The organism is Planctomycetia bacterium (genome assembly GCA_015200345.1).
In the GTDB taxonomy this organism is placed as follows: domain Bacteria; phylum Planctomycetota; class Phycisphaerae; order UBA1845; family UTPLA1; genus PLA3.
On record CP054187.1, the window covers coordinates 2,775,481 to 2,799,952 of the forward strand.

The 24,472-nt window shown below is 63.3% G+C and carries 22 protein-coding genes; 11 read left to right on the forward strand and 11 right to left on the reverse strand.

The features are described 5' to 3' along the window. Positions 1 to 18 precede the first annotated feature (18 nt). Both HRU71_11375 and HRU71_11380 read left to right on the forward strand, forming a co-directional pair. Positions 19 to 2,148 (forward strand): hypothetical protein, encoded by a 2,130-nt coding sequence (locus HRU71_11375; GenBank protein QOJ04043.1) that lies wholly within the window; start codon positions 19 to 21, stop codon positions 2,146 to 2,148. A 160-nt stretch (positions 2,149 to 2,308) separates the two neighbouring features. Beyond that, positions 2,309 to 2,770: a PTS sugar transporter subunit IIA gene (locus tag HRU71_11380; protein ID QOJ04044.1), complete on the forward strand. Its 462-nt coding sequence runs from the start codon at positions 2,309 to 2,311 to the stop codon at positions 2,768 to 2,770. Between the two features lie 209 nt (positions 2,771 to 2,979). Here HRU71_11380 and HRU71_11385 read toward each other — a convergent pair whose 3' ends face one another. Together HRU71_11385 and HRU71_11390 are read right to left on the reverse strand one after the other, a co-directional pair. After that, positions 2,980 to 3,117 carry a hypothetical protein gene (locus HRU71_11385; GenBank protein ID QOJ04045.1) on the reverse strand — a complete coding sequence of 46 codons (138 nt, stop codon included), beginning with the start codon at positions 3,115 to 3,117 and terminating at the stop codon, positions 2,980 to 2,982. Positions 3,118 to 3,362: 245 nt separating this feature from the next. Continuing rightward, on the reverse strand, positions 3,363 to 5,882 hold the full coding sequence (locus HRU71_11390; protein ID QOJ04046.1) for a DNA translocase FtsK: 2,520 nt from the start codon (positions 5,880 to 5,882) through the stop codon (positions 3,363 to 3,365). Positions 5,883 to 6,185: 303 nt separating this feature from the next. Here HRU71_11390 and HRU71_11395 point away from each other — a divergent pair, with 303 nt between their 5' ends. Further along, on the forward strand, positions 6,186 to 7,031 hold the full coding sequence (locus tag HRU71_11395) for a thermonuclease family protein (protein QOJ04047.1): 846 nt from the start codon (positions 6,186 to 6,188) through the stop codon (positions 7,029 to 7,031). A gap of 21 nt (positions 7,032 to 7,052) precedes the next feature. Here the strand turns inward: HRU71_11395 and smpB are convergent, their stop codons facing one another. Next, positions 7,053 to 7,538, reverse strand: coding sequence for an SsrA-binding protein SmpB (gene smpB, locus HRU71_11400; protein ID QOJ04048.1), 486 nt, complete (start codon positions 7,536 to 7,538; stop codon positions 7,053 to 7,055). Between the two features lie 91 nt (positions 7,539 to 7,629). Between smpB and HRU71_11405 the strand changes: the two genes are divergently transcribed. The 3 genes from HRU71_11405 (at position 7,630) to HRU71_11415 (ending at position 10,957) form a co-directional block, all read left to right on the forward strand. Further along, positions 7,630 to 8,262 (forward strand): sigma-70 family RNA polymerase sigma factor, encoded by a 633-nt coding sequence (locus tag HRU71_11405; GenBank protein ID QOJ04049.1) that lies wholly within the window; start codon positions 7,630 to 7,632, stop codon positions 8,260 to 8,262. A gap of 17 nt (positions 8,263 to 8,279) precedes the next feature. Next, complete coding sequence (locus HRU71_11410) at positions 8,280 to 8,951, forward strand: zf-HC2 domain-containing protein (protein ID QOJ04050.1); 672 nt, start codon at positions 8,280 to 8,282, stop codon at positions 8,949 to 8,951. Between the two features lie 128 nt (positions 8,952 to 9,079). Further along, the gene (locus tag HRU71_11415; protein QOJ04051.1) at positions 9,080 to 10,957 is read left to right on the forward strand and encodes a hypothetical protein; all 1,878 of its coding nucleotides are present in this window, start codon (positions 9,080 to 9,082) and stop codon (positions 10,955 to 10,957) included. A gap of 97 nt (positions 10,958 to 11,054) precedes the next feature. Here HRU71_11415 and HRU71_11420 read toward each other — a convergent pair whose 3' ends face one another. From HRU71_11420 to HRU71_11435, 4 genes are all read right to left on the reverse strand, one after another. Continuing rightward, a complete protein-coding gene (locus tag HRU71_11420) occupies positions 11,055 to 12,479 on the reverse strand; it encodes an alkaline phosphatase family protein (GenBank protein ID QOJ04052.1) in 1,425 nt (474 codons plus the stop codon). 95 nt (positions 12,480 to 12,574) lie between these two features. Beyond that, the gene (locus HRU71_11425; protein QOJ04053.1) at positions 12,575 to 13,639 is read right to left on the reverse strand and encodes a bifunctional oligoribonuclease/PAP phosphatase NrnA; all 1,065 of its coding nucleotides are present in this window, start codon (positions 13,637 to 13,639) and stop codon (positions 12,575 to 12,577) included. A 239-nt stretch (positions 13,640 to 13,878) separates the two neighbouring features. Beyond that, positions 13,879 to 14,682 (reverse strand): polyprenol monophosphomannose synthase, encoded by an 804-nt coding sequence (locus HRU71_11430; GenBank protein ID QOJ04054.1) that lies wholly within the window; start codon positions 14,680 to 14,682, stop codon positions 13,879 to 13,881. After that, positions 14,679 to 15,428, reverse strand: a complete 750-nt coding sequence (locus tag HRU71_11435; GenBank protein ID QOJ04055.1) for a YebC/PmpR family DNA-binding transcriptional regulator — start codon at positions 15,426 to 15,428, stop codon at positions 14,679 to 14,681. Before HRU71_11435 ends, HRU71_11430 begins: the two co-directional genes overlap by 4 nt. Positions 15,429 to 15,705: 277 nt before the next feature. Here HRU71_11435 and HRU71_11440 point away from each other — a divergent pair, with 277 nt between their 5' ends. Beyond that, a complete protein-coding gene (locus HRU71_11440; GenBank protein QOJ04056.1) occupies positions 15,706 to 16,458 on the forward strand; it encodes a hypothetical protein in 753 nt (250 codons plus the stop codon). A gap of 56 nt (positions 16,459 to 16,514) precedes the next feature. Here HRU71_11440 and HRU71_11445 read toward each other — a convergent pair whose 3' ends face one another. Continuing rightward, positions 16,515 to 17,147, reverse strand: a complete 633-nt coding sequence (locus HRU71_11445) for a hypothetical protein (GenBank protein ID QOJ04057.1) — start codon at positions 17,145 to 17,147, stop codon at positions 16,515 to 16,517. A gap of 273 nt (positions 17,148 to 17,420) precedes the next feature. On the opposite strand from HRU71_11445, the gene HRU71_11450 reads away from it, so the two are divergent. From HRU71_11450 to HRU71_11465, 4 genes are all read left to right on the forward strand, one after another. Next, positions 17,421 to 17,909, forward strand: coding sequence for a hypothetical protein (locus tag HRU71_11450; protein ID QOJ04058.1), 489 nt, complete (start codon positions 17,421 to 17,423; stop codon positions 17,907 to 17,909). Between the two features lie 260 nt (positions 17,910 to 18,169). Beyond that, the gene (locus HRU71_11455; protein ID QOJ04059.1) at positions 18,170 to 18,664 is read left to right on the forward strand and encodes a hypothetical protein; all 495 of its coding nucleotides are present in this window, start codon (positions 18,170 to 18,172) and stop codon (positions 18,662 to 18,664) included. 91 nt (positions 18,665 to 18,755) lie between these two features. Then, positions 18,756 to 19,859 (forward strand): class III poly(R)-hydroxyalkanoic acid synthase subunit PhaC, encoded by a 1,104-nt coding sequence (gene phaC, locus HRU71_11460; protein QOJ04060.1) that lies wholly within the window; start codon positions 18,756 to 18,758, stop codon positions 19,857 to 19,859. 88 nt (positions 19,860 to 19,947) lie between these two features. Beyond that, the gene (locus HRU71_11465) at positions 19,948 to 20,763 is read left to right on the forward strand and encodes an SDR family oxidoreductase (GenBank protein QOJ04061.1); all 816 of its coding nucleotides are present in this window, start codon (positions 19,948 to 19,950) and stop codon (positions 20,761 to 20,763) included. A 10-nt stretch (positions 20,764 to 20,773) separates the two neighbouring features. Here the strand turns inward: HRU71_11465 and HRU71_11470 are convergent, their stop codons facing one another. The 3 genes from HRU71_11470 to HRU71_11480 form a co-directional block, all read right to left on the reverse strand. Then, entirely contained in the window at positions 20,774 to 22,372 is a 1,599-nt protein-coding gene (locus HRU71_11470) for a hydroxylamine oxidoreductase (GenBank protein QOJ05001.1), read from the reverse strand. Positions 22,373 to 22,461: 89 nt separating this feature from the next. Continuing rightward, positions 22,462 to 23,934: a cytochrome b N-terminal domain-containing protein gene (locus tag HRU71_11475; protein QOJ04062.1), complete on the reverse strand. Its 1,473-nt coding sequence runs from the start codon at positions 23,932 to 23,934 to the stop codon at positions 22,462 to 22,464. Beyond that, positions 23,924 to 24,433, reverse strand: a complete 510-nt coding sequence (locus tag HRU71_11480; protein QOJ04063.1) for a Rieske 2Fe-2S domain-containing protein — start codon at positions 24,431 to 24,433, stop codon at positions 23,924 to 23,926. Before HRU71_11480 ends, HRU71_11475 begins: the two co-directional genes overlap by 11 nt. Positions 24,434 to 24,472: the final 39 nt, after the last annotated feature.

Here is a 24,472-nt window from a genome sequence, read left to right on the forward strand (position 1 = left end):
AGTTCCGGGTAATCTCGCATGAAACGATTGGCATTGCTTGGCGGGGGCACGATGGCCCTGATTGTCTGCGTGACGGCAATGGTGTTTGCCGGCGCTGGCGATCCACTCGCGACAAACATCAACAACTTCTATCTGCGCGGCACGCAGCCGGGCGATCTCGCGCCGGGCAACGAGATCATCATCGCTACGGACGAGTGCATCGGCTGCCATCATGATGAAATGGTGGTTCCGATATACCGGCAGTGGTCCGGCAACATCATGGCGCACGCGGCGCGGGACCCGCTGATGTGGGCCTGTCTGGACATCGCCAACGCCGACGCACCGCAGTCGGGCGACCTGTGCATTCGCTGCCACGTTCCCAAGGCCTGGCTCGAGGGGCGCTCGCTGCCGACCGACGGATCGGCCGTGGAGTCGTTTGACCGCGACAGCATCACCTGCAACTTCTGTCACCGACTGGTGGATCCTTACAACATCGGTGGCAATGCGCCATCGATCGATGCGCAGATTCTTGCCGATCTGGGCGGTGACGCGCCGATCATGGCCATGGACCGCGGCACGCCTCCCAGCCCCGGTTTCAACGGCAACGGCGGTTACGTGGTCGATCCCTATGATCGCCGGCGCGGGCCGTTCCCCGTGGCGCACAACGAAGACCCGATCCCGCCGCTGGTGAACTGCGAGCCGTTTCACTTTGCCACGACCTTTGGTAATTGTGATGACGGAATGGGTGGTCCGACGGGATGCGGCACGTTTGAGTCGCCCATGCATCGGCGATCCGACCTGTGCGGAACCTGCCACGACGTGAGCCTGCCGCATTTCTCCTACAACAGAGCAGGCACGGCGCTGGTCTTCAACGGCGAGGGACTTTCCCACCCCACGGGCAACAAGTACGACATGGCGCCCGAGCAGCGCACCTTCAGCGAATGGCTCAAGAGCGATTTCGCCTCCGGCGGCGTGAACATGGGCACGCGCTACGGCTGCAACAATCAGGTTGTCTCCGAGTGTCAGGATTGCCACATGCCCGCGCAGACCGCACAGGGATGCGGGTTCAGTCCCGAGCGCAATGACATCCCCACGCACGATTTCCGCGGCGCGGCCACCTGGGTGCTGGACGCGATCGCCACGCACTACGGGCCGAACGGCCCGCTGCCGGGCTATCCGCCGCCCAGCCCCGGCGGTCCGGACTTTTACGAGGATGTCGAGGCCAACCTGCACGCGCAGAAGCAAACCAATATTGCCAAGGGCCTGGCCTGCGCCGCCGATCTGGAGGTCACACTGGATGATTCGCAGTCGCCGGGCACGGACAAGCTGCGGGTGCGGGTGATCAACCAGACCGGCCACAAACTGCCGACCGGTTACCCGGAAGGCCGCCGCATGTGGATCACCGTCGAGTTCTTTGACTGCACGGATTACAACACGCCGATGCAGGTGCTCGGCGGGTACGATCAGGTGACGGCGCACCTCGACGAGGACACGACAAAAGTCTATGAGATGAAAGCCGGTCTGGACGAAGCGCTCGCGCTGGCGCTGAACCGCCCGGCGGGCATTTCCAGCCACGCGATCCTGGCGAACAAGGTGTACAAGGACAATCGCATCCCCCCGCGGGGCTTCAGCAATCTCAAGTTCGCGGCGATCCAGGCCGAGCCGGTCGCCTATTCCTACGCCGACGGTCAATACTGGGACGACACGTATTTCGACATTCCGGGGTACGCCGTTCGCGCCCGCGTCTCGCTCTATTATCAGGCCACGAGCAAGGAATACATCGAGTTCCTGCGGGACAACAACCCCAACCCCGGCAATCCGCAGAACCGCGGGCAGTTCGCCTATGACATGTGGCTGGCACACGGCAAGAGCGCGCCGGTCAAGATGGCCGCCTACCCGCCGCCTGCCTGGCCCGACTGCAAGGTGAATCCCAACCCGGACTATCCCTGCGGTAATCCGGCCTCCGCCAACGGGACGATGAACATCGAGCTGAAGGGCGACGTGAACGGCAATCGCAGCGTCACCCTGGATGACATCCCCGGCTTCGTGCAGGTGCTGCTGGGTGCCGACACCGATCCGCGGCACATCTGCGCGGCCGACATGGATGATTCCGAAGCGGCCGACGGACTGGACGTCGCGGGTTTCGTCGACGCGTTGCTTGCCCCCTGATTCGGTAGCACCCCAGCAACAATACGTTTCGGGGCAGTTGTCTCGCGGCTCGTATGCCGCCGCGGTCCGCGTGCGGCCGTTGAATTTTACGGGTTGGAACGGATTTGTCTCGCGCGCCAGCTCGTGGTAGAGTGCGACGCTTTAACCGCGGGAAGCGAGCATGAAACTCACCGACCACCTCACGCCGACCCTGATCAAGGTCCCTCTCGCTGCAACGGACAAGAAATCCGCCATCGCCGAGATGGTTGATCTGCTTGTGCAGGGCGGCGTCACCGAGTCGCGTGACACGCTGCTGACCGCCGTCATGGAGCGGGAGAATCAGCGTACGACCGGCATCGGTCTGGGCTTCGCCATTCCACACGCCAAGACCGACGCGGTGAAGACGCTGGTCATCGCGCTGGGCCGCACGGCGCAGCCGATCGATTTCGCGGCGATCGACGGAAAACCGGTGAATCTGATCGCGCTGCTGGTCAGCCCGTCGAACGCGACAAGCCAGCACATCCAGGCGTTGGCGCGGTTGAGCCGAATGGTCACCAGCGCATCCCTTCTTCAGAAGCTGCTCGACGCCCCCGACGCCCGGGCGCTCTACGATCTCATCGCTGCCTCCGACAACGCGGCGTGATTCACCCTAAAGCGGCGCTGGATCAGGAACGGAATCGCGGGGTGGAATCGCTGTGTGCGGTACCGAGGCACCGCAGTCATGCGGCGGAATGGGATCGCTCTCCAGGATTTGAATTGCCCGCTCTTTGATGGCGCGCGGGTCCAAACGGGCGGTGCCCGCCCTGTGGTGCTTCGAGAGTGCGCGCTCTGCTGTAGTACGCCAACGTCACATTACATCGGCGTTTCGGTCGGGAACAGATTGGCGAGGTCGCCGGAGATCAGCTTGATCACGAAGTTGATCATGAAAAGGATGATGTAAATCGGGAAGAAACCGCCCAATCCGCCGCCGATGCCGGGGAGTCCGAACATGATATCCCTCCGTTGAGTATCGAAGTTTTTCTTTTACGCCGGTTGCGTCAGGCCGGAATCGTCGCAGGGCGCGGACTGCGCGTCAAGCGGCGGGTGTGTTCCCGGCATGGTTGCGTTTGGACCGGGCCGCGCGCGTCCGCAACTCGAAGATCCGCCGTGGCGGGCGGGATCGAATTCGCCGACGCGAGGAACCCGCTCCCCGACGGTCGCGGTTCGGATATGCGATGCCAAGGAGTTTGCGGCGATCAGTCCCGCAGGTCGGATTGCTCGTCAATCAAGTCAGGCACACCGTTGTCATCATCGAGATCGGCCGTGCCGAATTGATCGTCATCCTCCGCGTCCATGTCGCCGCGGAAGGCGCCCGACTCGACTTCGTGATCGCGCTGTTTCTTGATCTGATCCCATTCTTTTTGCGACAGCAGGACTTCGCGCGCCTGGCTGCCCTTGTATTCGCCGACGATACCGGCGGCCGCCATCTGATCGATCAGGCGGCTCGCGCGTGAGTAACCGATTTCCAGTCGGCGCTGGAGGAGGCTGACGCTGCCGCGACCGGTCTCGACCATGATGTCGACGGCGCGGTCAAAGAGCGGATCGCGCTCGCCCTCGCCTTCGCTGCCGGTCGGGCGGAGTCGCACCAGCTCGTGATGGAATTGCGGCTGGGCCTTGGCGGCGAGGTCCTTCAACACGGCGCGCAGCTCATCGTCCTCGATGTACGTTCCCTGCGCGCGAACCAGTTTCGACGAACCCGGCGGCAGGAAGAGCATGTCGCCCTCGCCCATCAGCACCTCGGCGCCGTTCTGATCGAGCACGATGCGCGAATCCATGCGCGACGAGACGCGGAACGACATGCGGCAGGGCAGGTTGCTCTTGATGAGGCCGGTCACGACGTTGGCCTGCGGCCGCTGCGTGGCGACGATGAGATGGACGCCGACGGCGCGGCTCTTTTGCGCCAGGCGCGAGAGGTGATACTCGACTTCCTTGCCGGCGGTCATCATCAGGTCGGCCAATTCGTCGATGATGATGACGATGTACGGCAGGTGCGTGGGAATCTGGCGGCGTTCCTCTTCGCTGGTCGGCTGGAATCGGTTGTAGACTTCTTCCTTGCCGAGCTTGTTGAAGCTGGCGATGTCGCGGACGCCGGCCTCGGCGAGCAGCTCGTAGCGTTCGTCCATTTTCTGCGTCGCCCATTCGAGAATCATCTCGGCGCGCTGCATGTCGGTGACGATCGGGCACATCAGGTGCGGGATTTCCTTGAAGACCGACAGCTCGACCATTTTCGGATCAACGAGAATGAGTTTCACGTGATCGGGCCGCTGGGTCATGAGAATCGACATGACCAGCGTGTTGATGGCGACGCTCTTGCCGCTGCCGGTCGTGCCGGCGACGAGCATGTGCGGCATCGTGGCGATGTCGACGATCAGCGGATCGCCGCTGGCGTTCTTGCCGATGAACACAGGCAGCGCCATCTTGGTCGGCTTGACGCCGCCGAGCATGATCAGCTCTTTCAGCCGCACCTTTTCCTTTTCGGTGTTGGGCACTTCGATCCCGATGGTGTTCTTGCCGGGGATCGGCGCAACGACGCGCACGGCCGGTGCTTTCAGCGCGCGGGCGATGTCGTTGGCCAGCGACTGAATCTGGCTGACTTTCGTGCCGGCCGACAGCTCCAGTTCGAACATGGTGATGACCGGTCCGGTGTCGATCTCGACGACTTTGACCTCGATGCGAAACTCGGCGAGCGTGCGCTCGAGGATGGCCGCCTTCTCGCGGATGACGCCTTCCTGACCGGCGGTGAAGCGCGATTCGGGATCGCGGCACAGCGACAGCGGCGGCAGCACGTAGTCGCCCAGTTCGGTCGGCCAGGCGCTCTTGGGCGCTTTTCCTTCGACGCGGTCGCGCCCGAGCATCTTGATGATCAGCTCGCGTTCGGGCGCCTTGAGCTTGGCGGGCGCGTCGGCTTCGGCGCTGGAATCGGGATCCACGTCGAGGGCGTCTTCGTCGACGGAATCGGCGACCACCGTTTCGGTTTCAGGATTGGCCGCGTCGTCGGCGGGTTTGTTGGAATCGGCCTGTTCGGTGGCCGGCACGGCGGCGGGCTTGCGCTTGCGCGGCGCGTCGGGCGGGGCGAGCGTGGCCGAGTTGCCCGCGCCCATCATGACCGGCGTGAGCCGGCCGCGAGCGGGCGAAGCGGATCGCACGGCGTCACCCAATCGATTGAACTGCCCGCGCAGCAGGCCTACGGTGCCGGGCAATCGGCGGAGCAGGTCTTCCACGGTGAGCAACAGGCCGATGATCGTGGCGGCGAGCAGGACGAGTCCGGCGCCGAATCGCGAGAATCCGCGTGTCAGAGTGGTGGCAACGGCGATGCCGAGGATTCCGCCGGGGCCTTCGACCAGCGCATCGGCGTGGTTTCCGCGGAACATGGCCGCCCACGACGCGGTGGCGGCGACCAGCACCGCCAGCCCGGCCGCGCGAAGCTTCCAGCCCGTTACTTCGCGGCGCGACAGCCGCCAGCCCGCGGCGAGCGAAAGGAACGCAATCAACGGATAAACGCCCTCGCCGAGATAGTGAAAGGCATGAAAGGCGATCCAGGCGCCGATGCGGCCGCAGCCGTTGCGGACCGGCTCGGCGTGTGGCCAGACGGCGGAGTTTGGCCAGTCCGCAGGATCAAAGGTAAGAATGGCGACCCACGCGATGGTGCAAAAGACCAGCGCCGCGATGAGCCGGCAGTTGCGAAGCGTTTGGCGATGCGAATCAGTGCGTGTCACGAGCGGTCGATCCCCGGTGGGTTGAGAGCGGTCGTAAGTTCAGAAACCGCGCGCGGACCCGTCGCGCGGAAGTGCTTTTCACTACTGGAACTATCGGCATGGGCAGGGCGATTCCTCCATGCGAGGCATCGGAAATGGAGTTGGCGCCAGCGCGAGTGAATCATGCGGCTCTGTGATGGTTTTTCACGATCGCCGATCCCGCAATCCCTTGAATTGGTGAGGTGATTTTGCTACGCTCCGGACTGGGTATCGCGAGACCGACAGGCAGGCGAGTTTCTCCGACTTTGCAACACGGAGCGGGTCATGTCCCTGCGGAGAACGTGCGCGCTGACGGCTGTGCTGGACAGTGACACGTTACGGCTCGATATCGACGGTCAGGCGACCCTCATTCGTCTGATGGACGTGCATCCGCCGCGCGCCCGGGCCGGGGGCAGTCAACCGGCGACGGCGGCCGGTCGGAGGACCCTGCGCTGGTTGCGCGAGGTGATCTTCAAGGGCGTTGAGGAAGTTCAGATCGAGTTCTACCCCGACGCGCCGCCGGTCTCAAACAGCGGCAAGCGGCTGGCGCATGTGTTCGTGCGCGGCGAGCATTTGAACGAGCGGATGGTGCGCGAAGGGTTCAGCCCGTATTTCCAGAAATACGGACATTCGTTGCATCATCACCACGCGTTGCAGTCGGCCGAGATGTGGGCGCGGTACGAGGGCGTCGGCATCTGGAGCGAACTGGGCAGCGCGGCGCACTACGGCGCGCTGAAGCGATACTGGGAGCTGCGCGCCGGGCAGGTCAACGGATTTCGCATCGCGCGGCATCTGGGGGAGGAGATTCTCGGCGCGCGGTCGCATTATGACGACATCCTCGAGCGCGCTCGGGCCAATGCCCACGCGATTCTCTTCGCCGAGGCGGCGCGGGCGTACCACCTCGCCGACGGATCGATGCTGTTGCAACTGGGCAGCCCGCAGCAGGCCATGTCGGCCGTATTCCCGCCGCGAGCGCACGCGATCGGCGCGTTCGTCGAGCGTGAGTTCGTCGGCGATGGAAAATTGAATTATCTCTATTTTTCCGGCCGCATGCACCTGGCCGACGGCCAGCCGCAGATCGTGATCGACGGATTGGAGCAGATCAGCACGACGCCGCTCAAATCGGCGTAAGGCACGCAGTCCGGGATCAGCTCATAATCCTCCGCGGCGGGTGGCGCGGGCGATGTCCTTCAGGTCCTGCTTTTTGCGTTCATCCTGACGTTTGTCGCGATTGACCTTGCCGCGGGCCAGGGCCAGTTCGACCTTCGCCAGCCCGCGGTTGTTGAAATAGACACTTAATGGAATCAACGTCTGCCCCTTGATCGTGACGCGGGCCAGGAGCTTCTTGATCTCCCGCTTGTGCAGCAGGAGCCGCTTGGGACGCTTGGGATCGTGGTTGAACTGATTACCCTGTTTATAGGGCTGTATCTGGAAATTAATGAGCATGACCTGGCCGGCGTCGATCCGGGCGTAAGCCTCGGCGATGCTGGCGTCCCCGGCACGTAAAGCCTTGACCTCGGTGCCTTTAAGGGCGATTCCGGCTTCGATCCGCTCCAGAATCTCGAAGTTCAACCTGGCCTTTTTGTTGGTCAGGCGGGGAGATTCGGCTTTCTTTGACTTGGAACTATCTTTTGACACGATAAAATCTTATGAGAATCTCCGGCGCCTCGCAATCACCCGTCAAAGGTGCCACCGTCCGATGGGCGAAAAGTATACTATGAGTGAAGACATGGTAGCCAATCGGCCATGCGACGAACGGAGCAGTCCTGCCCGCGAGCGCGAGTTGATCGAGCGCGCGCAGCAGGGGTGCGCCGCCAGTGCGCACGAGCTGATCGTCCTGCATCAGGATCGGCTGTTCGCGTTCGTCTGGCGCATGGTGCGGAACACGCATGAGGCCGAGGAGATCTGTCAGGAGACGTTCCTGCGGGCGTTCTCGGCGCTGGGCAGCTTCAACAATGCGTACCGGTTCAGCACGTGGTTGTTCACGATCGGTTACCGGCTTTGTCTGAACGGTCTTCGCAAGCGGCGCGATGTGACGCCGGATTTGGATTTCGGAAACGTCTCGTCGGCGGATGCCGGGCGGGACGTGGAGGACGTGGCCGACCGCGTAGCGAACAGCGACGAGGCGCGCCGGCTGAAAGAAAGAATCTGGAATTCCGTCGATCAACTGACACCGCAGCAGCGCGCGGCGGTATTACTGTTCTACCGGGAGTCGTTGAGCTGTCAGGAGATCGGCGAGGTGCTCGAGATGCCCGCGGCGACGGTGAAGAGTCATCTGCACCGGGCGCGAAACCGGCTGAAGGAAATGCTGGCCGACTCGATGGCGGAAGACTGGTCGGTGTTGCGGTTTGAGGCAAGTTGAGCGCCGAAGGCAGAACCATGATTACGTGCCGAAATGTGCAGCAGTTGCAGAACGCGTTTCTGGACGGCGATCTGTCGCCGAGCCTGACGGCCGAGGTGCATGCACACCTGTTGCAGTGCCCCGAGTGTCAGCACCAGATCGAGACGCTTCGCGCCGCCGGAGACGTGATCGCCCGAGATCAAAGCGAGCCGACGCTGGCGAGCGGTTTCGCCCAGCGCGTGATCGCTCAATTGCCTCGCGTGGCCGAGCAGCCGGTCGCGGTGTTGCCGCGGCGGAGTGGTTCGTGGCGCGTTCGGCAGTGGGCGTCGCGTGCGGCGTTGCCGGCGGTGGCGGCGCTGGTGTTGCTGGCGGTGTGGGCACTGCCCGCACCGGAAGAGGTCGGTACACAGCCGACGCTGGTGGCCGGTGATTCGGTCGCGGTGGATGCCGCCGGCGTGACGGGCATGGTCGATCCGGCGTTGTCGGCCGTGGCCGATACGCAGCGCGCGGCGCGATCGCTGAATCAGATGATCGAATTGGGCGTGGGCCGGGCGCGGGACGGGCTCTCGTCGCGGCGGCCGCGATCCGGGGACAAGTCGGCCGCGGTTCAGGCGGAATTCTCCGTGCTGGACCTGCTGATGCAGCCGATCAATGAGATGATGGCGCCGATGAATCCGGAGCCGGAGTCCGACGAAATCGTTCGCTTTTGAGCCGGCGCGGGTTCGCCTGACTCGGCTCGATAAGCCCACAGCGTATCGAGCGTGCATCCATTCGAGCGTTTGTACTTCAAATCACATATTGGGTTCTGATCGCGTCGTCGATTGAATCGCCGGCTGTATTGGCGCAGTCATCGGCGGTTCCGCCTGCGCGCGAAGACTGGGCGCGCCTGGTGCCGGGCGAAGCGCGCTTTTACGCGGAGCTGTCGGACCTGGCCTCGGTGCGTGAGCGTTTTCGCCGCCTGGGCATCTGGAAACTGGTGCTGGATTTAAGCGAGCGCGACCAGCCCGGTGCGACGACGCGGCCGTGGGCGCAACGTGCGCAGGAGTCGCTGGGTCTGGGTCAGGATGACGTGGTGAACCAGCTGTTCGCGCGGCGCATGGCGCTGATGGCGACGGATTCGGCGCGATGGCAGCAGGGGGTGCTGCTTGGCCAACTCGCAGATGATGCGGACGTGCCGGCGCTGCTTCGACAATGGTCAGCGCAGCGGTCGTTTGAAGAGGGCGAGGTGCGGTGCTATCGGCTGCGCGGGGGGTTGCGTCTGGCGCTGCGTGGCTCGACGATCGCGCTGGGGCCGTCGGAGGATGGGGACGGGCTTTGGGGGCGGACGGTGCTGCTGATGGCGGGTCGTCGCGGGCCGCATCTGGCGGCGCGGTCGGAGTTTGCGTCGCTGCGATCGAGATTGTCGCGTCCGTTTGCGGGCCTGCTGTATGGTCAATGGACCGAAGACGAACCGGCGGTCGCCGGGTGCAATCGGCTGATGGTGGGATTCGAAGTGACGGCCGAGGGCATCGCTTCGGAATGGCACGGTCAGTTGGTGCGGCCGACGGCGCGGACGAAGCCGCTCGATGCGATGGAATGGACGCTACCGAACGAAGCAGCGCTGGCGACGTGGTCGTTCCGGCACGATGGGGGAGCGAGCGTCGCGGCGACGAGCCAGCCGGTTACGCTGTTTGATCGGCTGGCGTCGCTGGTGGTGACGGTATTGCTGGAGCCGGGCGAGGGCGAGGATCGGCTGTTGAACCTCGTCGGTCCGAATTATACTATCGTATTTAGTCGCGAAGAAGCGGGGGGGGGAGCGGTCGATCTGCCCGTGGTGTCGGCGGTGGTGGATTCGCGGGCGCCAGCGGAGCATGTGCGTCAGTTGGATCGGCTGGTGAGCCTGTTCGTGATGATGTTTGCGTCGTTCGCCGATTCAAAGGACCCGATCCGGGCGGGCGCGGTTCAGCAGACGCGGCACGACGGAGCGGAAGTGCATCACGTGGCGCTCGGGCCGATCCTGGCGCGGCGTTTTGAGACGCCGTCCCTGGAGGGGATGCAGGTGGCGTGGGCCGCAGTCGATCATCGTTTGGTGCTGTCGACGTCGGTGGAGGGCGCCAAGCGGTTGATCGACGCGCTGCGACGCAGAAGTGGCGAGCAGAACGGCGACGCGTCGAATTTGACGGAGCGGCTGGAAGTGCGCGGGGCCGCGACGGCACGCCTGATTGAATCGTGGTTGCGGTACGTGCGAGCGCATCGTCCGGAAATGACGCAGCCGGCGTGGTGGAAGGCGTGGGCCGGCGGGCAGTTCTCGCGGATCAATCAGTTTGGCGTGGCGTTGACGAACGATCCGCAGTCGCCGGGGCGGGCGATTGTGCGTGATATTCAGTTGACTTCTCCCGCGCGGCCGCTTCTGGCATACGAAGACGTGATCGTGTCGGTGAACGGCGCGCCGTTGCCGGCGCGGGGCGCGGCGCAGGAGGTTGCGCGGCGATACCAGCAGCGCGGCGCGGCGACGGTGTTCGAGCTGGAAGTGCTGCGAGGCAACGAAACGAAGCTGTTGCGGATTCCCGTCGCGCCGGCGGAGCCGCCGGACCTGCGCGATTTCGATCCGATCCTGGCGCTGGATCGGCTCGCCATCCTGCTGTCGCGCGTGGATGTGCTGCGATATGAGCGCGTGGCCGGTCGGCCGGATCGATTGGACGCGCGCCTGACGGTGACGTGGAACGCGGGTCCGTAGCCCGGTTGTCCGGAGCCAGTCCGCCGAAGGCCGCGGCCATGCCACTCTGCCGCAATTATGGCACGTTCAAGATCCCGTTGCGCGAGCAATCGGACGCTCACACCAGCGGCTTGCCGATCATGTCGCCGGGGATGGGACGGTTGAGCAGCTTGAGAATCGTGGGTGCGATGTCGTACAGCGTCGGCCCGTCCCGGCGGCCTGATGAGATCTTCACCGCGCCCGGCGGCGCGGCAAGGATGTACAGGCCCTCCTGCGCGTGGTTGGCGTCGTCCGGACCGGTGTCATTGCTGAATGTATAAATACTATCGTTGCCGACCGTGCCCACCGAACGCCAGTGCAGATCCCCGAAGATGACGATCAGATCCGGCGCGACGCCGTTGACCGCGCGGTAGATATCGCGCGGCTTGTACACGCGCGTGCCGATCGGCCGGCCCTCGTGATCAGGCAGCGCCTCGAGCTTGCGGATCAACTCGTCGGCGAGCGCTTCGGCCTGTTCGGGCTGCACGATGCCTTGCGGCTCGCGCCCGCGGATGTTGAGGAAGCAGCGCCCGTAGTAGCCGCCTTCGCCCCAGGCGCGCGTCCGCGACCAGTCGACGCTCTTGATGTCGAACTTGCTCGGACCGGTCGGCGGCTGTTTCAGCGCCAGGTACCCCTCCCGGATCAACCAGTCGTTGAAACAGATGCCGCCGTCCATGCGCTTGGCGCCGTGATCGCTGACGACGAGAAACGCCGTCCTGGCCGGATCGCACGTGGCGATCAGATCGCCGATCAGCCGGTCGAGGTGGATGTAGTAATCCCGAATGGCGTTCTCCATCGGGTTGCCCGGCTCGTGGCGATGATGCTTTTTGTCTAAATACTGCCAGAAGCCGTGGTGGATGCGGTCGGTTCCCATCTCGACCATCCAGAGCAGCTTCCACGGCTGCGTGGTGGCGAGGTGCTTGACGACCTTGAACCGCCGGTCGGTCATTTGATAAATCTGATCGAGCAGCCAGGGCTTGTCGTCGGTGCGAAAGCCCTTCACGTCCACGATGTACTCGCCGACGAGGTCCTTGATCGTGTGCTTCAGCGCCGGGGGATAGGTGTACTGTTTGATCGGGTCCTCGCTGCCCAGGGCGTCGGCCGGATTGGGCGTCAGGAAGCAGGTGACCATCTGCCCCTGAATCGGCTTGAGAATCGGGAACGTGCCGGGGACGCCGACGATGATCGACGGCTCGCCCGCCGCCGTGAGCAGATCCCAGATGCGCGGTTCCTTGACCTGCATGGACATGGCGATGGAAAGGCCGTCGTAGGAATGATCCTTTCGATTGCGAAAGCCGTAGATGCCGAGCGTGCCGGGGTCCTTCGACGAGGCCATGCAGCTCCATGCAGGGACGGTGATGGGCGGCATGCAACTGGTGAGGTTGCCAAAGGCGCCGCGGTTTCGCAGGGCGGTGAGGTTGGGCAACTGCTCGGCCCACTGGTCGAAGACGAGGGAGGGTTCCGCACAATCGAGTCCGATGACGGCGACGCGTTCGATGCTCACGGGGGCCTCGTATTGAGTAGGAAGCTGTTTTGACCCCCCTCTATTCCGAGAGGGGAGAGGAGTATTGAAACTGGTTGAAGCTGTTCGAGTGGGTATTAAACCGCAGAGGCGCCGGCTTTGTCGAGGCTTCGCAGGTGCTCGACGGCGGCGTTGATCAGGGTGTCAATGACTTCCTGCATGGGGCGGTTTCGCATGCGGACGCCGGCCGATTGCGGGTGTCCTCCGCCGCCGAATCGTTGCGCGATTTCCACGACGGTGATTTTACCCTCGCCGCGCAGGTTGACGCGGACGATGCCGGGCTCGCCCTCGGAGAAGAGCATGGCGATCTGCACGCCGCGCAGGGCGCGGGGAATGCTGACCTGATCGTCGATGTCGTCGGCTTTGCATCCGGTCTCGACGACGTCGTTGTGGGAGAGGAACGAGTAGGCGATGCGGCCGTTTTCTACGATTGTAGTATGATCGTACACGCGGCGCAGGAGTTCGAAATCGGCGCGGAGCTGGGAGCGGCAGAGCTGCTCGCCGATGTGGGAGACGTCGGCGCCGGCGCGGACGAGATCGGCGGCGACGTGCAGGGAATCGGCGTTGGTGGAGGGGAGGCTGAAACCGGCGGTGTCTCCGTGAATGCCGGCGTAAAGCAGGGATGCGGCGGCCTGGGTGAGCGTCCATCCGGCCTGGGAGGCGAGGATGGCGATCATCTCGCAGGTGCTGGCGGCGTGGGGATCAACCCAGTTGGTGGTGCAGAAGTCGGTGTTGGTGATGTGGTGATCGATGGCGAATGAACGGGGGAACCGTTGCAGGGTGCCCGCGGCGAAGTTGATGCGCTTTTCATTCGCGGTGTCGACGACAACAAGGGCGTCGAACGTGTGATCGGCGGGCAGATCGGTGACACGCGGAACGCCGGGAGCGAGTTGCAGGAGAAATTCCAGCCGCTTGGCGACGCACCCGGAGGGCAGGCCAACGTGGGCGTCGATGCCGGCGTGGCGCAGGAGCGAGGCCAGGCCGAAGGAGGCGCCAAGCGAGTCGGCGTCAGGGGTGATGTGCGCGAGGATGAGCGGCCGGCGCAGCGCGGCGACCTGCCGAACGAAGTCATTTGGCGCAAGTCGTCGCGGATCGGGTCGGATGGAGAGGGGCGAATCGCCCCGCGTGGAAACAGGAGTCACAGGTAAATCCCCAAATCGGCGGCCTCGTCGCGCGACGGGCGCGAAGCGCGGCCGTTGCCAAAAAAGGAGCCAAGGTCCGGTTGCGTGCTGGGGGGAAACACGCGGGGCACCGGAGCCTTGGCTCGAACCGTCACCATCGGGACGCAAGTCCCGCAAGTGTCAAACTGAACGTCGGCGAGGATTGTAGACGCCACCCCGAATTTCCCCAAGTGTTTTTTAAGCTTATGTTCAGCATAAGATTACATCGGCGCGCCACGAAACAGTCCAGCGGTCCATTTCACAACCAGCACCAGAGCAGCCGTGCACAAGACGAGTGCAACGGGCCATGCGATCGGCCAGCGGAAGTGATAGAGCCGCGCGAGATGGCGAAGGTATTCGATCTGCTGGCGCATCGTGAGCTTGCTTGTGCCATGAAGACGATCGGCGAAATCGATCGGCACTTCGACGACGCGGCGGCAGCGCGCCTTGATGAGGATCTCCAGCCCGATCTTGTAGCCGATGGGGTTCAGCCCCGCGGCGCGGGCGCGCTCCAGCGTCGCGCGGTTCAGGCAGAAGAACCCCGCCATCGGGTCACGCACGGGCGTGAGCGGTCTGGCCAGGAGGGTGGCGATTTTCGAGTTCAACCATCGAAACAGACCCCAGTCGTCATCGGTCCGGCCGCCGGCGACGTAGCGCGAGCCGATGACAAGCTCCGCGTCGCCTCGCAGGAGCGGTTCCAGGAGGCGCGGCACCGACTCCGGCGGGTGTGACAGGTCGGCGTCCATGCAGACCAGCACGTCATGTTTTGCCTCGGCGAAGCCGGCGAGCACGGCCGACGAGAGACCGCGTTCGGTCGTGCGAACGATGAGCCGCACCGGGCGGGTCTCGGTGAGGGCGTGCACGGCGGCCTCGGTTCCGTCCTGACTGTTGTCGTCCACGAAAATGAGTTCGCCGGTCAGCCCGGCGGCGTCGAAGGTGTCAAAGAGCCGCTCGGCGAGGACGGGGATGTTCGCGACTTCGCGGTAGGTCGGAACGACAACGGAGATGGGAGGGGGCCTGCTCACGCGTTGAGCTTTGCCATGATTTCGTCGGACATGTCGAAGTTCGTGTAGACGTTCTGCACGTCGTCGTGGTCCTCGAACATCTCGATCAGTTGAATGATCCGCCGGCCGGCCTCGGCATCGACCGAGACGGTGCTGCCCGGGCGCTTGGTGATTTCAGCACTTTGCAACGGGATTTTTTTTGCCTCCAGGGCCTTTTTGACCGCGTCGTAGGCCGTTGCTTCACAGGTGACTTCAAACACGCCGCCTTCGAGCTTCACGTCCTCCGCGCCGGCGTCGAGGGCGATTTCCATCAGCGCGTCTTCAGTCGTGTCGGACTCGTTGATCGTGAAGACCCCTTTGGTGGCGAAGTTCCAACTGACGCAATTGGTCGCCCCGAGGTTGCCGCCGCCGCGCTCGAAGATCTTCTTGATCTCCGGCGCGGTGCGATGCGGGTTGTCCGTCAGGGCGTCGACGATGAACGCCACGCCGCCCGGACCATAGCCTTCGTAGACAACGGGCAAATACTCGGCCGCCTCCAGTTCGCCCGTGCCCTTCTTGATGGCCTTCTCAATCGTGTCGGCCGGCATGTTGGCCTCTTTGGCCTTGTCGATCGCGTAGCGCAGCGAAAGATTGGCCGCCGGATCGCCCCCGCCGTGTTTCGCCGCGACGATCAAATTGCGCGCGAGCTTGCTCCATAATCGACCGCGCCGCGCGTCGATGACTCCCTTCTTGCGCTTGATGTTGTTCCATTTACTGTGGCCGGCCATACCGGACGAACTCCCGTGATTGATCCCAGTTTATCGGATGAAGATTCTACCGCGCCGGCGGCGCGGTGTTAACCGTCGAGCGCGGGCGACCTTATCGGGTCGCATGGCCGCACAGCGAAGTGGGACACAAAAAAATCATAAATCGACTGGCCGCGCGCCGAACCCGTGTTAGGTTGAAGTGTTCGATCCTGTCGGGGGTCGGGCGCGTTTGTGCTGGGGTGCGAGGTTCGAGTCCGTCTGAATCGATCTTCGCGGGGGATTTCAACGGGGGGTTGAAATGAATCGTGTTACGGGGTTCTCGGCCATTCTGATTGCGATCGCATCGACTGGAACCGCGCATGGGTCGATGGTTACGGTGAATTACACGGTCGATGGCGGCGGCGACAACAACGCGCCGCTCAACGGGCTGGCGGCGCGCGCGACGTTCACGACGACCGGCGCGCTGATGACGGTATTACTGGAGAATACAAGCACCGGGCTGCCCGCGGGATTTGATACGGCCGACTCGCTGCTGGTGTCGCTGGGGTTCAACCTGCCGCAGGGCACGTCGATCGTCAGCGGCAACACGGCGGTCATCGGGCCGGGGTCGGTCGGACAGGGTCAATGGGGCGCGCTGGGGGCCGGAGACAGCGTGGCGGTGGAGTGGGCGTGGACCAACTCGGGCGGCGGCGATTTGTTGAACTCGTATCTGCAGGTGATCTCGACCAGCATGGGCAACCAGGGTTTGACGCAGTTCGGCGGCGGGGCGGCGAACGTGGGCGGTCCGTATGGCGGTATCACAGCAAGCCCGCCGTTGCTGAATATTCCGGGCGCCCAGCGCGCGGTGAGCAATTCGATTCTCTTTGGCCTGACGCTTTCCGTTCCGCTGACGGACGCGCAGCTTGGAACGATCGCGAATCAGAGCATCGTGGAGTTCGGGTCGGATGCCCGGTATCTGCGCGTGCCCGAGCCATCGTCGCTGGCGCTGCTGGCCGGCGGTGCGATAAGATTGGTCAGCCGTCCGAAGCGCCCCGAGCGGCATCCGCATTGAAGAGGCCGATCGCGCAGGTCGAACAGCCGCCGTGGCGGGCGAATCGAGTTCGCCGATTACTTTCCAGGCTTTCCGGTGGATTTACGGCGTTTGGCGGATTTTCGCATCGATGCGAGTTCTGCGCGCAGGGCCTCGACTTCATCGCGAAGCGACTGGGTGTCGGCGCGTTCCGCAGTGCTGGACGGCGTCGGGGCCGGCATCGGCGGTTGAGCGGGTTGGGGCGAAGGCGTCGGGGCAGTCGGCGTGGGAGAGGGGGCGCCGCCGGTCATGCCGGGAAAGAGCATTCGGACCCAATCGAACGGCGCCATGGGCTGGAGCGCCGAGAAACCCGATCGCCGCAGGAACTCGTCAAAGCGATTGCGCGATTCCGCGAAGGCGTTGACGGCCTGGGCGAAGTACTCGTCGACGAATCGGCGCACCATTTGCTGATTAGCCTGAATCGCCTGGTGAAGCAGGCTCGCCGGGAAGAGGTCGAGCTTGGGCGGATCGTGTTCGAGGATGATCTGCGTCAGGACGACGTTGGTAATGTCCGTCCCCGTCTTGGAATCCGTGACGACGATCTCGTGGCCGAGCTTGACCAGTTCGTACAAGTCATCGAGCGTGACGTGCCGGCTTCGTGTCACGTCGTAGAACCTGCGATTGGGGTATTTTCGGATTTCGTATCGCTGGACGTCGGGCGGGGCGTTCATGGGGACCTCCGGAATCAAGGATCGCCGTGGCAGTTTGATCGGGCCGGTGCGGCGGATCAAATAACGCGATCGCAAAATTTCAGGCTGCAAACGCTCATTTTAGAATGGTATGACGACTATAAATAGCTGTAATTAATATAGTTAAAGTCAGTAAAATAATCTTGTGCAAACGCACAAAAAAATCTTGCCACGGCGTTATTCGGCCGATATACTCTTGGTATTAACAGGTCAAACGACCCCAACGGACCCGGTATTAACGATTGCGAGGATACCATGACCCAGACGGCAACAGTAGAGAGCAACGGCGCGAAGACGGATGCTTTTACGGCGAACTTCAAGGCAGCGACGGACTCGTTCCGCAACGCGATGGAGACAGGACTGCGGTTCGGCCAGGACGCCATGAAGTCGGTCAGCGACTGCTTCGGCAAGAACGAGACCGTCAATCTGGACGAGACGCGGACGCGGGTTCAGGAGACGGCGATCGAGTCGATCAACCTGATCCGCAAGAACGCGGAGCAGGCGACGGAGATGTTCGAGGCGAACTGCAAGGCCGGCATCGAGATGCTGAAGAAGACCTTCAACACGTTCGACCCGAACGCGAAGAACAAGGACGCCTTCGCCCAGACGCGCGAGATGTGGAACGCGACGTTCAGCGCGATGAAATCGAGCGTTGATTCGGCCGCCGCGTTCAACACGAAGATGATCGAGAACCTGACGGGTTTTGTGAATAACGCTTTCGCGGCGCCCAAGGCCGGCCGCTGAATTCGGGCTGATCCCCGGATGAACGCAGGCCCCTGGCCGTTCGCGAAGCACAAGCGTGATGAACCACCGGCATGATTTGCACCACCGCCGCGAAACGTTGACGCACACCTTGATGACTGTCGCGGCGCACACGACCCCACTCCACCCATGCCGGTGTTAATCGAGAAGGCCACGGGCGCGAATCCTCGCCCCGTGGCCTTTTTCATGCTCCCGCGCGGTAAGATAGGAGATTGCCGCCGCGCGATGGAAGGAAACAAGACATGGCAAGCACAACCGATCAAGGGGCCAACGCCGACCCGTTCACGCAGTTCTGGAGCGATTATTTCGCTCGCGTGGGGATCGGCGCGCCGCAGGCCCCGCCCTCGCCCGGAACGGCCTCGGCTGACGCGGTGAAGCAGATGCAGCGCATGTTCCTCGACTCGCTCGCGAAGTATTGCGACGATTTCATGCGCTCCGAGCAGTTCCTCGCGATGATGAAGCAGTCGATGGATCAGTCGCTGGCGTTCAAGCAGCAACTGGACCAGTTCCTGACGCGGCTTCATCAGGGCAGCCAGTCGCCGAGTCTGTCGGACATCACCGATCTGGCCGGCACGCTGCGAAATATCGAATCACGTATTCTGAATCGTCTGTCGGACCTGGAGCATCGTGTCGCAGCGGTGGAAGACGGTCGCGGGGTCAAACCCGCGGCTGACCGATCGAACCGAGACGCCGGCAAGTCCCGGCCTCACAAAGCTCCGACCCGACGACGCAAGTAAGCGAACGGCCGCCGGCGACTCCCGCCTGGCGGCCTTCGCTGTTTCACGAACCGGAGAGTGACGCGCGAGGCCGCGCGATAAGAAAGCCACGATGAGCACGATACCGAGCAATCCGTTTTTGAATATGTTTCCGCAGGCGTCATCGTTTCAGCCGGACTTTGACGGTTTCTTTCAGCGTCTGGCGGCGATGCCGCGCGTGATGGAGATCGCTCGCAAGGTGAAGGTCGGAGCGACGCCGTACGACGTGACGTACCGCGAGGACAAGCTGACGGTGCGGCGCTATCGCTCGGAGGTCGAGCAGAAGCACGCGACGCCGCTGCTGCTGGTCTTCGCGCTGGTGAACCGCCCGTACATTCTCGACCTGCTGCCGCACAAGAGCGTGGTGCAGCAGTTCCTCCGGGGCGGGTTTGATGTGTTCCTCATCGATTGGGGGGTGCCGACGATTGCCGATCGCCATCTGACGCTCGAGCATTACATCGAGCGGTACATGCACAACGTCGTGCAGCATGTGTGCGAGGAGACGGGTCAGGATCAGACCTCGCTGCTGGGTTACTGCATGGGCGGCACGATGAGTGCCATTTATACGTCGCTTCATCAGGAGCTGGTGAAGAACTTCATCCTCATGGCGGCTCCGGTGGACTGGTCCAATCGCGAGAGCCTGCTGGCCGTGTGGACCGATCCGAAGTGGTTTGACGTTGACAAAGTGATTGATACGTTCGGCAACGCGGTGCCCGACTGGCTGCAAGGCTCGTTCGGGATGCTCAAGCCGGTGTCGAATTACATCGAGAAGTACCTCGGCTTTTACGAGAAGATGACGGACGAGAAGTTCCTGGAGGAGTTTTTCGCGATGGAGACGTGGGTGAACGACAACATCCCCGTCGCCGGCGAGACGTTCCGCCAGTTTGTGAAGGACTTTTTCCAAAATAACATGCTGGTGCAGGGCCAGTTCCGCCTCGGCAACAAGCCGGTGAAGCTGGAGAACATCACCTGCCCGGTGCTGAACCTGATGGCATCGGGCGATCACCTGGTGCCGTGCGGCCAGAGCGCGCCGTTCAACGATCTGGTCGGCTCACGCGATCGGAAGGCGATCACCTTTCCCGCGGGGCATATCGGCCTGTCGGTGGGATCCAAGGCGCAGAAGGAGTTGTGGCCGCAGGCGGTGGAATGGCTGGCGCAGCGGAGTGAGCAGCTTTAATCTTGCGCGCGGAGTCGCGTGGAGAAGTTTGTGGAGTCGGGGAGGTCGAAAGCTCCCAGGGGGCTTTCACGAGAAAATGGGGTGACGTATGGAACTGACCGGCAAGACGGCGGTGGTGACCGGCGCGGCGAGCGGGATCGGCCGAGCGACGTGCGAGGCGATGATCAAGCATGGGATCGCGACGATCGGTGCGGTGGATCGCAGTCCGGCGATGCACGATACGGCGCAGGCGATCAACGTTGAATTCGGTCGCGAGGTGATGGTGCCGTTCGTGGGCGACGTGACGAGCGACGAGTTTCGCCAGAGTGTGTACGGGGACCTGAAGCGTCGGTTCGGGCCGGTGCACGTGTGCGTGCCGGCGGCGGGAATCACGCGCGATCGGCTGGCGGTGAAGGTGAACAAAGAGACGGGCCGGGCGGATATCTATCCGCGCAAGGACATCGAAGAAGTGTTCGCGGTGAACCTGATCGCGCCGATTTACTGGGCGCTGGAGGCGGTCGCGAGCGTGGCCGAGGATCGCGTCAAGCGCGGGCTGGGCCGGTGGGAGCCGGCCGAGCGGACGCAGGGCGCGATCGTGCTGATCGGCTCGGTGTCGTCGGCTGGGAACCGCGGGCAGATTTCATACGCAACGGCCAAGGCGGGGCTGGAGGGCGCGCAGGCGACGCTGGCGAAAGAGACAATCTTCTACGGTGTGCGGTGCAGCATCATCCACCCCGGGTACACCGACACGCCGATGGTCCGGGCGCTGGGCGAGGACCTGATCGAGCAGGCGATTCTCCCGCAGACGCAGTTGCGGCGACTGCTGCGTCCGGATGAAGTGGCCGATGCGATCGTGTTCATGCTTCGCAACAGCGCGGTGAGCGGGTCGCTGTGGGTCGACGCGGGCTGGCACCCGGCGGCGTGAGGCGTTTTCGTCACGGGGAACCGCCGTTTCCGGTGCCGCCTTCGGCGCGTCCTGCGCGGGCCGTTTCGCCGCCGGCGCGCGTGGCCAGCGGATTCTTATACGTCTTCCAGGAATGCTCCGGGCGGCTCAAGATTTCCTGAAGCACCGCGTTCACCGCCTCCGCCTCCTTGACTTTGCCATCGGCCGCCGCCTGCGCGATCAGGTGCTCGGCTTGCGGCACGAATTCCTGATAGAACCGTTCGGCCACCTCGAACATGCCGTGCCAGTGCGTGTAATCCGGCCCCATCATGGACGCACCCATGCGGGCCCGTCGGCCCTCGTGGTGCCAGAGCAGGTACCAGGTCCACTCGATTTCCTCGTCGAAGTCCTGCTTGGTGAGTAATCCCTGGTCATGGAAGGCGGTGATGACCCGCTTGCCCGCCTTGGCGAATTTTTCGTTGAACAGCACGACGAGATTGTCGTACTGCGTGTAGAACCCGTTCACGTAGTCGGGGGTGTGGCAATGCAGACAAACGTCCTTCATGCGGTTGCGCTTCTGCTCGGCCGTATCGACGATCAGCGCCGCGCGCTTCGCCGGGTCCGTCTCGGTCACGATCTTGTGATCCTTGTCCACGTCCATGACCAGGCTGATCGGCGGGCGATTGGTCCAACTGATGCGCTCGCCCGGGTCGTGCGTGATGCGGCCGCCGTTCTTGGTGTTGCCCGACATGTGGCACGTCGCGCAGGTCGGAGCGGCCGAGTAATCCTTGCCGAGAATCCACGATTCGGAATCCAGATTCATCTGATCTTTGAGATCGCGGAAGGCGATGCCGTGCTTGGATTCCTCGTAGATTTCCTTTTGCGGGTGGTCCGGCCCCATGTGGCACTTGCCGCAGCTTTCCGGCTGGCGCGCTCGCCGCGGAGAAAAGTCATGCCGGCTATGACAGGCCGAGCAGGATCCCAGCGAGCCATCGAGATTGATGCGTCCAATGCCCGTGTTCGGCCAGGTGTCGGGGTGGTAGCGCGGTTTACCCTCTTCGTTTCGCAGGAGGTTCGCCAGCACGATCGTGTTGGTCGGCTTGCCATCGGGTCCCGGTTTGAGATCGTCCACCGTGACCATGCCGCCGTCCTTGGTCATCAGTCCGACCTTGCCGCCGTGGCATTGCCGGCAGCCGAGCGTGGCACTGGCCATGCCGTTGACCTGGGTGATCTCCATGCCGGGGGTCGGTGAGTGCGGATTGAAGAAGCCGCGCATGCCTTCGGCCGTCTCGGCGAGGATGTTGTCGAGCGAGGCGAGGATGTTTCCGCCCTTGGAGTGGTGGCTGACGGCGAATTCCTCGGACTCCTTCACATGGCAGCGGGCACAGTCGCGTGGTGAGACAACCGTCGCAACGTGGACGCCGTAATGGTCGAAGCCGTCGGCGTCGCCCTTCTCCGCCTGATGACACTCGACGCAGCCGACGCCTTTGTGCGCGTGGGTGCTGCCTTTCCAGTGTTCAACAATGGCCGGAGACGATTGCGCGTGGCAGTCGACGCAGTTGCGGCTGGACTCGGGCGTGAGCGCGAGCACGGTTGACATCGGCATTTTGTGCGGAGGGAGATGCCGTCGAGACTCGGTCTCTGCCACCATGATGAGGGCGGCGCACAGCGCGACGCCGAGGACAAATACGATGATGCGTTTCATATTCAGGGACATGGGGGTTCCTCATTCACTTGCGTTCACACCAGCGATTCCCAGACCGTGAAAGCCAGAAAGGTCACAAAGGCGATGATGCCGACGTAAATGCCGACGTCTTTCTTCGGCGCGAGGCGCTCCAGCAGCGCGTCGATCCAGGGCCACAACACGATCATGCCGACGAGCAGGCCCGAAAGGATGACGGCTGTATTCAGGCCGGTCAGCTTGAGCATGCGGAACTGGAAGAAGAAATACCACTCGGGCTTGATGTGATCCGGCGTGACGAGCGGATTGGCTTTTTCGCCCAGGCCCGCCGGAAAGACCAGGGTCATCAGCGTGAGCAGGAACAACAGCAGCGTGCCGATGAGCAGCTCCGTGATGATGTGATCGGGGAAGAAATTAAAGGGTTTGTCCTCGCCCTTGCCCTCGATGAAGCGGTCCTGTCGGCTGATGCCGTAGACCGTCGTGATCGCGAGCAACACGGTCATTGCGATCCAGCCTGCCGGAAACAGCGCCTCGCGATGTGTCAGATCGAAGACCAGCTTGCCAAGGGCGAGAATGCTCATCGCCAGCCAGAGCAGCAGTCCGTAGGTGTGCCCCCGGAAGAGCAGGACCGACGCGGTCGCGACCATCACACCGCTGACGAGCCACAGCAGCCTCGCGCTTTGAGCACTCAACTCGTACGCGATGATTGTCAGGGGCGCGGCGCGAAACGCGGCCATGTACAGGCAGGCCAGCGCGCCGACGGCGGCCAGCAGGGCCATGAGTCTCACGCCGAGCAGGTTCCGTGCGAGCGTGAGCTGCTCGGTCGAGCGCAAGCGCGGGTCGCTGAAAGACAAGTCGGACACACCGTGCAATCGCAGGACGGCAATGTGCAGCCCGATGAGAATGATCGTGACGACCGGCAGGATGCCCACGTGCAGGTTGTACATGCGCGTGAGCGTGTTCGGGCCGATGTCCTCGCCGCCGCGCATGAACGTCGCGAGGGCCGGGCCGATCAACGGGACGTGGGCGACCAGTTCGGACGCGACGGTGATGCCCCAGTAGCTAAGTTGCTCCTGAATGAGCGAATAGCCTGTGAATCCGAGCGAAAGCGTGCAGAGCAGCAGGCCGCAGCCGATCACCCAGTTGACCTGCCGCGGATGACGGAACGCGCAGGAGAAAAAGACCCGGCACATGTGCAGCAGGACCGTGATGATCATCAGGTTCGCGGCCCACTTGTGAATGCTGCGGATGAACCAGCCGTAGGGCACGGCGTGCGTGATGGCGTTGACGCTGTCGTAGGCGTGATCGGGCGACGGGACGTAATAAAATGACAGAAGAATTCCGGTCGTGATCTGGATGAGAAACAGGTACGCCGGCGTGCCGCCCAGCGCGAACCACCAGCGCTTGATGTGTCCTGGCACCGGCTCGTTGGTGACTTCCTGAACCTTGCCCCAATCGACCGGCAGCAGTTGCCAGAGCCGGCCGCCAGCCGCACGAACATGCCGCTCTCCTGCAACGGGATCATGCGCCATAGGGCGAATCCTCCGAGACCATCACATAGACCCATCGCGTCCGCGCGTCGACGCGCACGTCGTACTCGATGAGGTTTTTCTTCTCCTGCGCCGGCGGACCGGAGACCGCCACGCCGTTCCGGTCGAAGATTCCTTCGTGGCAGGGGCAGCGGAAGCGCTCGGCGCCGGCCTCCCAATGAACCTTGCAACCCAGGTGAGGGCACTTGGTCGACAACGCGCGAAAATCCTTCCCCGGTTCGTTCGGATTCTCGGCAATCCGCGCAACGATGATCTCCTGCCCGCGCGGATCGCGCACGGTCCGCGTCGTGCCGAGAGGGAGATCCTCCATCGTGCCGATAAACATCTCGCGGCGGCGGCCTTTCCGGCGAAGCGGCACGAGGTATTGAAAGAAATGCAGCGCTCCGGCGCCGTAGCCGGCGACCAGGCCGACCCCCATCAGGAACCACGAGAGCAATCCACGCCGCGTCGTCCCTTCACCGATTTCGGTTTCATATGCCATGCCGATTCTCCCAGACATGCAGTATGGCCATGACAAGCA

Bases quoted from the DNA above. Each gene is read 5' to 3' on its own strand.
- HRU71_11375 (QOJ04043.1), top strand. From the start codon at position 19: ATGAAACGATTGGCATTGCTTGGCGGGGGCACGATGGCCCTGATTGTC.
- HRU71_11380 (QOJ04044.1), top strand. From the start codon at position 2,309: ATGAAACTCACCGACCACCTCACGCCGACCCTGATCAAGGTCCCTCTC.
- HRU71_11385 (QOJ04045.1), bottom strand. From the start codon at position 3,117: ATGTTCGGACTCCCCGGCATCGGCGGCGGATTGGGCGGTTTCTTCCCG.
- HRU71_11395 (QOJ04047.1), top strand. From the start codon at position 6,186: ATGTCCCTGCGGAGAACGTGCGCGCTGACGGCTGTGCTGGACAGTGAC.
- HRU71_11405 (QOJ04049.1), top strand. From the start codon at position 7,630: ATGGTAGCCAATCGGCCATGCGACGAACGGAGCAGTCCTGCCCGCGAG.
- HRU71_11410 (QOJ04050.1), top strand. From the start codon at position 8,280: ATGATTACGTGCCGAAATGTGCAGCAGTTGCAGAACGCGTTTCTGGAC.
- HRU71_11435 (QOJ04055.1), bottom strand. From the start codon at position 15,428: ATGGCCGGCCACAGTAAATGGAACAACATCAAGCGCAAGAAGGGAGTC.
- HRU71_11440 (QOJ04056.1), top strand. From the start codon at position 15,706: ATGAATCGTGTTACGGGGTTCTCGGCCATTCTGATTGCGATCGCATCG.
- HRU71_11445 (QOJ04057.1), bottom strand. From the start codon at position 17,147: ATGAACGCCCCGCCCGACGTCCAGCGATACGAAATCCGAAAATACCCC.
- HRU71_11450 (QOJ04058.1), top strand. From the start codon at position 17,421: ATGACCCAGACGGCAACAGTAGAGAGCAACGGCGCGAAGACGGATGCT.
- HRU71_11455 (QOJ04059.1), top strand. From the start codon at position 18,170: ATGGCAAGCACAACCGATCAAGGGGCCAACGCCGACCCGTTCACGCAG.
- phaC (QOJ04060.1), top strand. From the start codon at position 18,756: ATGAGCACGATACCGAGCAATCCGTTTTTGAATATGTTTCCGCAGGCG.
- HRU71_11465 (QOJ04061.1), top strand. From the start codon at position 19,948: ATGGAACTGACCGGCAAGACGGCGGTGGTGACCGGCGCGGCGAGCGGG.
- HRU71_11470 (QOJ05001.1), bottom strand. From the start codon at position 22,372: ATGGTGGCAGAGACCGAGTCTCGACGGCATCTCCCTCCGCACAAAATG.
- HRU71_11475 (QOJ04062.1), bottom strand. From the start codon at position 23,934: ATGGCGCATGATCCCGTTGCAGGAGAGCGGCATGTTCGTGCGGCTGGC.
- HRU71_11480 (QOJ04063.1), bottom strand. From the start codon at position 24,433: ATGGCATATGAAACCGAAATCGGTGAAGGGACGACGCGGCGTGGATTG.